The following is a 6,647-nucleotide window of genomic DNA, read 5'->3' as shown; positions in this document are numbered from 1 at the left end:
CAATCAGTTAAGTGACGATAGCCTAGGAGATACACCTGTTCCCATGCCGAACACAGTAGTTAAGCCCTAGTACGCCTGAAGTAGTTGGGGGTTGCCCCCTGTGAGATAAGGGAGTCGCTTAGCGTTAATCCGGCATAGCTCAGTTGGTAGTAGCGCATGACTGTTAATCATGATGTCGCAGGTTCGAGTCCTGCTGCCGGAGTAATAAGACAAGCCTCTTGATAAGAGGTACAGACCAAAGATAAACTAGCCCTTAAACGGGTTTGTCTTTTTGTTGGCTCATTATCAACTGTAGTGGGTAGATGAAAAGCTAACATCTGGAGAGAATCAGATTGGTTCTCTCCTTTTTGATGTTCAAGGCAATCAAAATCCTTCTTTTAAAGTTGTCAAAGTTTCGGAATCCAAAGGCATTTCGTTTAATGACTTTGATGAGGTTGTTTGTCGCCTCAAGTTTGGCATTTGAATAGGGTAGCTCTAAAGCATTGATAATCATGTCCTTGTCTTTCAAAAAGGTCCTAAAGACCGTCTGAAAGATAGGATTGACCTTTGGCAGCATCTGCTTATCTTGAGCATAACCGTCTCAGTGATAGCTATTTTTCTGCAGTCATAACAGCGAAAGCGGCGCTTTCTCAATCGAATTAGTGTCTTGTACCCGGCACATTCTAGATAAGGTATTTTGGATGCTTTCTGGAAGTCGTATTTAGCCATTTGACCTTGACAATGGTGACATTTTGGGGCGGGATAGTCCAGTTTAGCGATGATTTCCTTATGTGTTCCCGTCTCTTTATAATCCAAGATAGTGATATTAGTGTCTTTTATTCCGAGTAGGTTTGTGATAAAATCCTCGCTTTTTTATTTTTAGGCTCGGGAATAACTAGTCACTCCCCCGACTAGTTATTTATTCCATATGAGGCTTTCTAATGATGGTTTGGTTGCTTTTCATTATAGATCATATGGGGCTTTTTTGGTACTCAAAAGGTCCTATATGATCTATGGTGGAGTTACCCACTACAGAAATTATAGAGCCCTAAAATATTAAAGCTAAGCTGAAAGTGCTACATGTTAACGGATTGGTGACATGGCATTTTGTATATTGTATTTTTTTTGTATATATAGATGAGTTAAAAAGAAAATAGTAGCTAGAATGAGATAGATAGAGTAATGTAATCTAGCGTTGATACTTGTGGGAAGTAGCTCTGTCATAAAGGATAGTAAAACCCAAACAGCCATAGACGTTAATACGATGGCTATTATTTTTGGCATGCTCGGACGTTCGGAAGTACCTAGACGGCTATAAATAAAATGATATATAGCGTAGATTGCCGCTCCACCCAAGAAACCTAAAGTTAAAATGGAGATGATACCTGAAATCTGTGAGGTATCGTTTCCAAAAATAGGCAACATACCATTCATTAGCAGTACTAGAGCTGTTAAGAACAGTGAACTATCTAACCACATAAGCCATGGGTTTGTATTTTTATCAACGGTGATAGAAGTTTTTTTGCTTTCTTTAGGCACTGTAAATTCGTGTGCCCAAGCTGTTGGTGCTCCTAGAAAGGTACGAGCTGGAATACCTTTTTTTTGATTTTCTAGAATGGTTGGAAGAACATTTTCTAGTATTTCTTTAATTTCCTTATCGGATTTTCCATCTTTAATCAGTTGATGAGTAGCGATATGGATAAACTCTTGATTTTTCTTTGTAAATTGACTTAAATCTTGCATATAGTAACTCCTTGAGTGTGTATAAATGGCTTAGAACCATTTTTTACGGACAAAGTATAGGATCATGAGGGAACTTGAACTGATTGCCATGAGGACCACAAACCAAAAGGCATAAGGGCGGTCATTGAGTGGAAGCCAGTTATCCTGGAAGTTCATGCCGTAGGCCGAAAAGATAACTGTTGGAATATCCAATGTCATGGTAACCAAAGCCAGTGTTTTCATGATAGTATTCTGATTGTTTGAAATAATAGAAGCTGATGTTCCAGTCATAGCATTTAAGACATTTTCGTAGATGCTTGCCATTTCTATGGCCTGCTGGGTTTCAATTAAGGTATCAATTAAGAGATCTTCATCTTCAACATATTTTTTTAAACTGCTATTATGGCTAGATAATTTTTTAACAATTCGTTCATTGAATTTTAATGAAGCTTTTAGGTAGACCATTGACTTTTCTAATTCAAGCATATCGATCAATTGCTCATTTCGCGTTGCTTGCTCTAGTTGTGATTCAATACGTTCTGATTGACGATCGATAGAGCGAAGGGCAGTTAGGAAAAGTTCTGCATTGCGATAGAGTAATTGGAAGACGAAGCGTGTTTTCATAAAGGTATAAAAATTTTTGATTCGTCTGTTAAAAAAGTGGTCAAATAATGATAGAGCTTCTAAGCATGTTGTGATAACGGCATTCTCTGTTACAATGATACCTAAAGGAATGGTAAAATAGTAACTCTTACCATTGCGTTCCTCAGTTGTTGGGACGTCAACGACAATCAGAGTATAGTTGTCTTCAACACTGACACGTGACATTTCTTCAACGTCAAGTGGTGCACGAAGGTCTGTAATATCAATATTAAATTCTTCAGCAAGTCTAACAGATTCTTCCTGGGAGGGGTTTACCAAGTTTATCCAAGCACCTGGCTCGAAAGTTTCGATTTCTTTGAATTCTGTTGCTGTCGACAGAAACATTTGTTTCATGATAGCCCCTCCTTTTAAACTAATATTTAGGCAATATAAAATCTGCCATACTGTACTATTATACCAAAAATCAAAGATTTTGTGGCAAGTCTTTATTTGAAAATTTTGATATAATGGTGGAAATGTGATTGTTTCGGTGCTAAATGATCAATGAAAACGATAACGAAAGTGAACATCATGCAAGAAAAAATTAGTATTCGTGGAGCACGTGCCCACAATTTAAAAAACATTAATGTTGATATTCCACGTGATCAATTGGTAGTAGTCACAGGTCTGTCAGGATCTGGTAAATCTAGTTTGGCTTTTGATACGATTTATGCTGAAGGGCAACGTCGCTATGTGGAGAGTTTATCAGCTTATGCGAGACAGTTTTTGGGAAATATGGACAAGCCAGATGTGGATTCTATTGACGGTCTTAGCCCAGCGATTTCCATTGACCAAAAGACGACCAGTAAGAACCCTCGTTCGACAGTAGGTACTGTTACAGAAATCAATGACTATTTGAGGTTGTTGTATGCGCGGGTTGGGCGTCCTTATTGTATTAATGGTCACGGTGAAATCGCAGCTTCGTCTGTGGAGCAAATCGTTGATCAGGTTTTGGCATTGCCAGAGAGAACTAAAATGCAAATTTTGGCACCTATTGTGCGTCGTAAGAAAGGTCAGCATAAAACTATTTTTGACAAGGTGCAAAAAGATGGCTATGTTCGTGTTCGTGTGGATGGTGATGTCCATGATGTAACTGAGGTACCTGAATTATCCAAGAATAAGGCACATGATATTGAAGTGGTGGTCGATCGCCTTATCAATAAGGATGGTATTCGTAGCCGTTTGTTTGATTCCGTTGAAGCTGCCCTCAGATTAGCTGATGGCTATGTCATTATTGATACGATGGATGAGAATGAGTTGCTATTTTCGGAACATTATTCGTGTCCTGTTTGTGGGTTCACGGTGCCAGAATTAGAGCCTCGTTTGTTTTCGTTTAATGCGCCATTTGGCTCTTGTAGTACTTGTGATGGTTTGGGCATGAAATTAGAAGTTGATTTAGACTTAGTGGTTCCTGACGGTAGTAAGACACTTCGTGAAGGTGCTTTGGTGCCTTGGAATCCCATTTCCTCGAATTATTACCCTACCATGCTCGAACAAGCGATGACCCAATTTGGTGTAGATATGGATACACCATTTGATGAATTGACAGCTGAGGAAAAAGATTTGGTTCTTTATGGTTCCGGCGATAGGGAGTTCCATTTTCACTATATCAATGATTTTGGTGGTGAACGTAACATTGATATTGTCTTTGAGGGAGTTGTAACTAATATTCACCGTCGTTACAAGGAAACCAATAGTGATTACACCCGTCAAGTTATGACAGGTTATATGAATGAATTGACTTGCGTGACCTGTCATGGTTATCGTCTCAATGACCAAGCCTTATCTGTCAAGATGGGGGGAGAGAATGGCTTGCATATCGGGAGCCTATCTGATTTGTCTATCGAACGCCATTTGGAGTGGTTGGAAGACTTGACTCTACGTCAAAATGATCAGATGATAGCCAGACCTATTTTGAAGGAAATCAAGGATAGGTTAACATTCTTAAATAATGTTGGTTTGAACTATTTGACCTTATCACGATCGGCGGGAACCTTGTCTGGTGGTGAGAGTCAGCGTATTCGTCTAGCGACTCAGATTGGTTCAAATCTGAGTGGGGTTCTCTATGTTTTGGATGAACCGTCCATTGGTCTGCATCAGCGTGACAATGACCGTTTGATTGCGAGTTTGAAAAAGATGCGTGATTTGGGCAATACCTTGATCGTTGTGGAACACGATGAAGACACCATGCGTGAAGCGGACTGGTTGATTGATGTTGGTCCTGGAGCGGGCGCTTTTGGGGGACAAATTGTTTCTGCTGGGACACCGGATCAAGTGGCTAAGGATAAGAAGTCGATTACTGGACAGTACCTCTCAGGGCGCAAGACTATTCCAGTGCCTACGAGTCGACGAACTGGTTCAGGTCGCTTTATTGCTGTGACAGGTGCTCAGGCTAATAATTTGCAAAATATTGATGTTCATTTTCCTTTAGGAAAATTGATTGCTGTCACAGGGGTGTCTGGTTCTGGGAAATCAACGCTTGTTAATAGTATTTTGAAAAAAGCCATTGCTCAGAGATTAAACAAAAATTCAGATAAACCTGGAAAACATAAGGCAGTTGAGGGGATTGAGCATATAGATCGCTTGATAGATATTGACCAAAGTCCGATTGGTCGTACACCGAGGTCAAATCCTGCGACTTATACTGGTGTTTTTGATGATATTCGTGACCTGTTTGCACAAACCAATGAAGCTAAAATTCGAGGCTATAAGAAAGGTCGCTTTAGTTTCAACGTCAAGGGCGGGAGATGTGAGGCATGTTCTGGAGATGGGATTATCAAAATCGAGATGCACTTCTTGCCTGATGTTTATGTTCCTTGTGAAGTTTGTCATGGTAAACGATACAATAGTGAAACCTTGGAGGTGCGCTATAAGGATAAGACGATTGCGGATGTCCTTGATATGACTGTTGATGACGCGGCTACTTTCTTTGCAGCGATTCCGAAAATTGCTCGTAAAATTCAAACCATTAAGGATGTTGGATTGGGTTATGTGACCCTTGGTCAACCTGCGACGACCCTTTCAGGTGGTGAGGCACAGCGGATGAAATTGGCTAGTGAATTACATAAGCGTTCAACTGGTAAGAGTTTCTATATCCTTGATGAGCCGACAACAGGGCTTCATACAGACGATATTGCACGTTTGTTGACGGTGCTGGAGCGTTTTGTGGATGATGGCAATACTGTTCTGGTCATTGAACATAACTTGGATGTTATTAAGACAGCCGATTATTTGATTGATTTGGGTCCAGAAGGAGGTGTCGGTGGTGGTACCATTGTTGCGACAGGTACACCAGAAGAAGTCTCTCAAAATGAGGCAAGTTATACAGGACGTTATTTGAAAGAAAAGTTGGGAATTGAGTAGAAACAATATTGTTGACAATACCTAAAAAATGACATTCCGCCATTATTTAAAAAGTTGGGAGGTAGATATCAGGATATGGAAACATTCATAACTAAACATGCGGAACTTAGAATTTATGGGGTAATGAGATGGAAATGTATGAGATTACCTTAAAACACCTTGTTTCTGAACAAGAAATACTTTTTCCTATAGAAGTTGATGAAGCAGAAACATCTGAAAATATCATTATAAGAACCGTAGTTGACGGACAAGAAGTTATTATTTCTGATTATGGATATTTTTCTGCATTTCAAAAATTCAGAGATAAAATGTTATTATTGGGTTATGGCATTAGGTGTAACGGTTCACTATATAATGTTGTTCAATCTAATATGATGTGTGCAACAGATAAAGTATGTCTTGTTGAAATAGGAAAACAGGCAGAGTTTAAAAATATTGTTCATATATGGGATTATGCCGAAGTGAGCTATTTTCCAAATACAAAGCAGCAAAATGATTTTTTTGAAAAATGGGTTAATAGTTTAAATCCTAGATTATAGAGCAAAAAGTAGTATTTAAGATAGTAGAAATTAAAACATCTACTGTCTTTTGGGTACAAATTTTTAAAAGAAAGAATAAATATGGTCAGGATACGAAGCCCAATAAATAAAATTTAATATTTAGGCTTGCTACCTCATTGTCTTTGTGATAAGCTAAAAGGGAAAATCATCAGAGGAGGTCAAGAAGATGTTGACAATGTTGGCAGCTTTAGTTTGGCTTATGAGTATTTGCTTGGGTATTTATCTCGTTAAGTATCGTCAAATGCTTCGATTACCAAAACAATGGTTTGTATTACTCTATCTGATTTACTTATTAGTTATGTTTGCTCTGACTTATATCCTTATTTTTTTGATGATGTTTGGGTATAATTCATAAGAACACCAGATTGTTTTCTAAAAGCC

Annotated in this window: 5 protein-coding genes, 1 tRNA gene, 1 rRNA gene and 2 pseudogenes; 5 read left to right on the top strand and 4 right to left on the bottom strand. The window is 38.8% G+C overall.

Going from position 1 to position 6,647, the window contains the following annotated elements:
• The first annotated feature begins 7 nt into the window (after window positions 1–7).
• Window positions 8–123 (top strand): 5S ribosomal RNA (gene rrf / locus ACVRZH_RS07830).
• 5 nt (window positions 124–128) lie between these two features.
• A tRNA-Asn gene (locus tag ACVRZH_RS07825) sits at window positions 129–202 on the top strand.
• Window positions 203–310: 108 nt separating this feature from the next.
• Here the strand turns inward: ACVRZH_RS07825 and ACVRZH_RS07820 are convergent.
• The 4 genes and pseudogenes from ACVRZH_RS07820 to ACVRZH_RS07805 all read right to left on the bottom strand — a co-directional run.
• Window positions 311–544 (bottom strand): annotated as a pseudogene (locus ACVRZH_RS07820) (transposase); the annotation flags it as partial.
• A gap of 20 nt (window positions 545–564) precedes the next feature.
• A pseudogene (locus ACVRZH_RS07815) lies at window positions 565–837 on the bottom strand (transposase family protein); the annotation flags it as partial.
• A gap of 225 nt (window positions 838–1,062) precedes the next feature.
• The gene (locus tag ACVRZH_RS07810) at window positions 1,063–1,722 is read right to left on the bottom strand and encodes a DUF1129 domain-containing protein (RefSeq protein WP_447454740.1); all 660 of its coding nucleotides are present in this window, start codon (window positions 1,720–1,722) and stop codon (window positions 1,063–1,065) included.
• Window positions 1,723–1,752: 30 nt separating this feature from the next.
• A complete protein-coding gene (locus ACVRZH_RS07805; RefSeq protein WP_447454739.1) occupies window positions 1,753–2,697 on the bottom strand; it encodes a magnesium transporter CorA family protein in 945 nt (314 codons plus the stop codon).
• A 177-nt stretch (window positions 2,698–2,874) separates the two neighbouring features.
• On the opposite strand from ACVRZH_RS07805, the gene uvrA reads away from it, so the two are divergent.
• The 3 genes from uvrA (at window position 2,875) to ACVRZH_RS07790 (ending at window position 6,621) form a co-directional block, all read left to right on the top strand.
• Window positions 2,875–5,706 carry an excinuclease ABC subunit UvrA gene (gene uvrA / locus ACVRZH_RS07800; RefSeq protein ID WP_447454738.1) on the top strand — a complete coding sequence of 944 codons (2,832 nt, stop codon included), beginning with the start codon at window positions 2,875–2,877 and terminating at the stop codon, window positions 5,704–5,706.
• 128 nt (window positions 5,707–5,834) lie between these two features.
• Entirely contained in the window at window positions 5,835–6,245 is a 411-nt protein-coding gene (locus tag ACVRZH_RS07795) for a hypothetical protein (protein WP_447454737.1), read from the top strand.
• A 187-nt stretch (window positions 6,246–6,432) separates the two neighbouring features.
• Window positions 6,433–6,621: a hypothetical protein gene (locus ACVRZH_RS07790; protein ID WP_447454736.1), complete on the top strand. Its 189-nt coding sequence runs from the start codon at window positions 6,433–6,435 to the stop codon at window positions 6,619–6,621.
• The last annotated feature ends 26 nt before the right edge of the window (window positions 6,622–6,647 follow it).

Source organism: Streptococcus fryi, from assembly GCF_053206505.1.
This window is presented reverse-complemented; position numbering and strand designations above follow the sequence as displayed.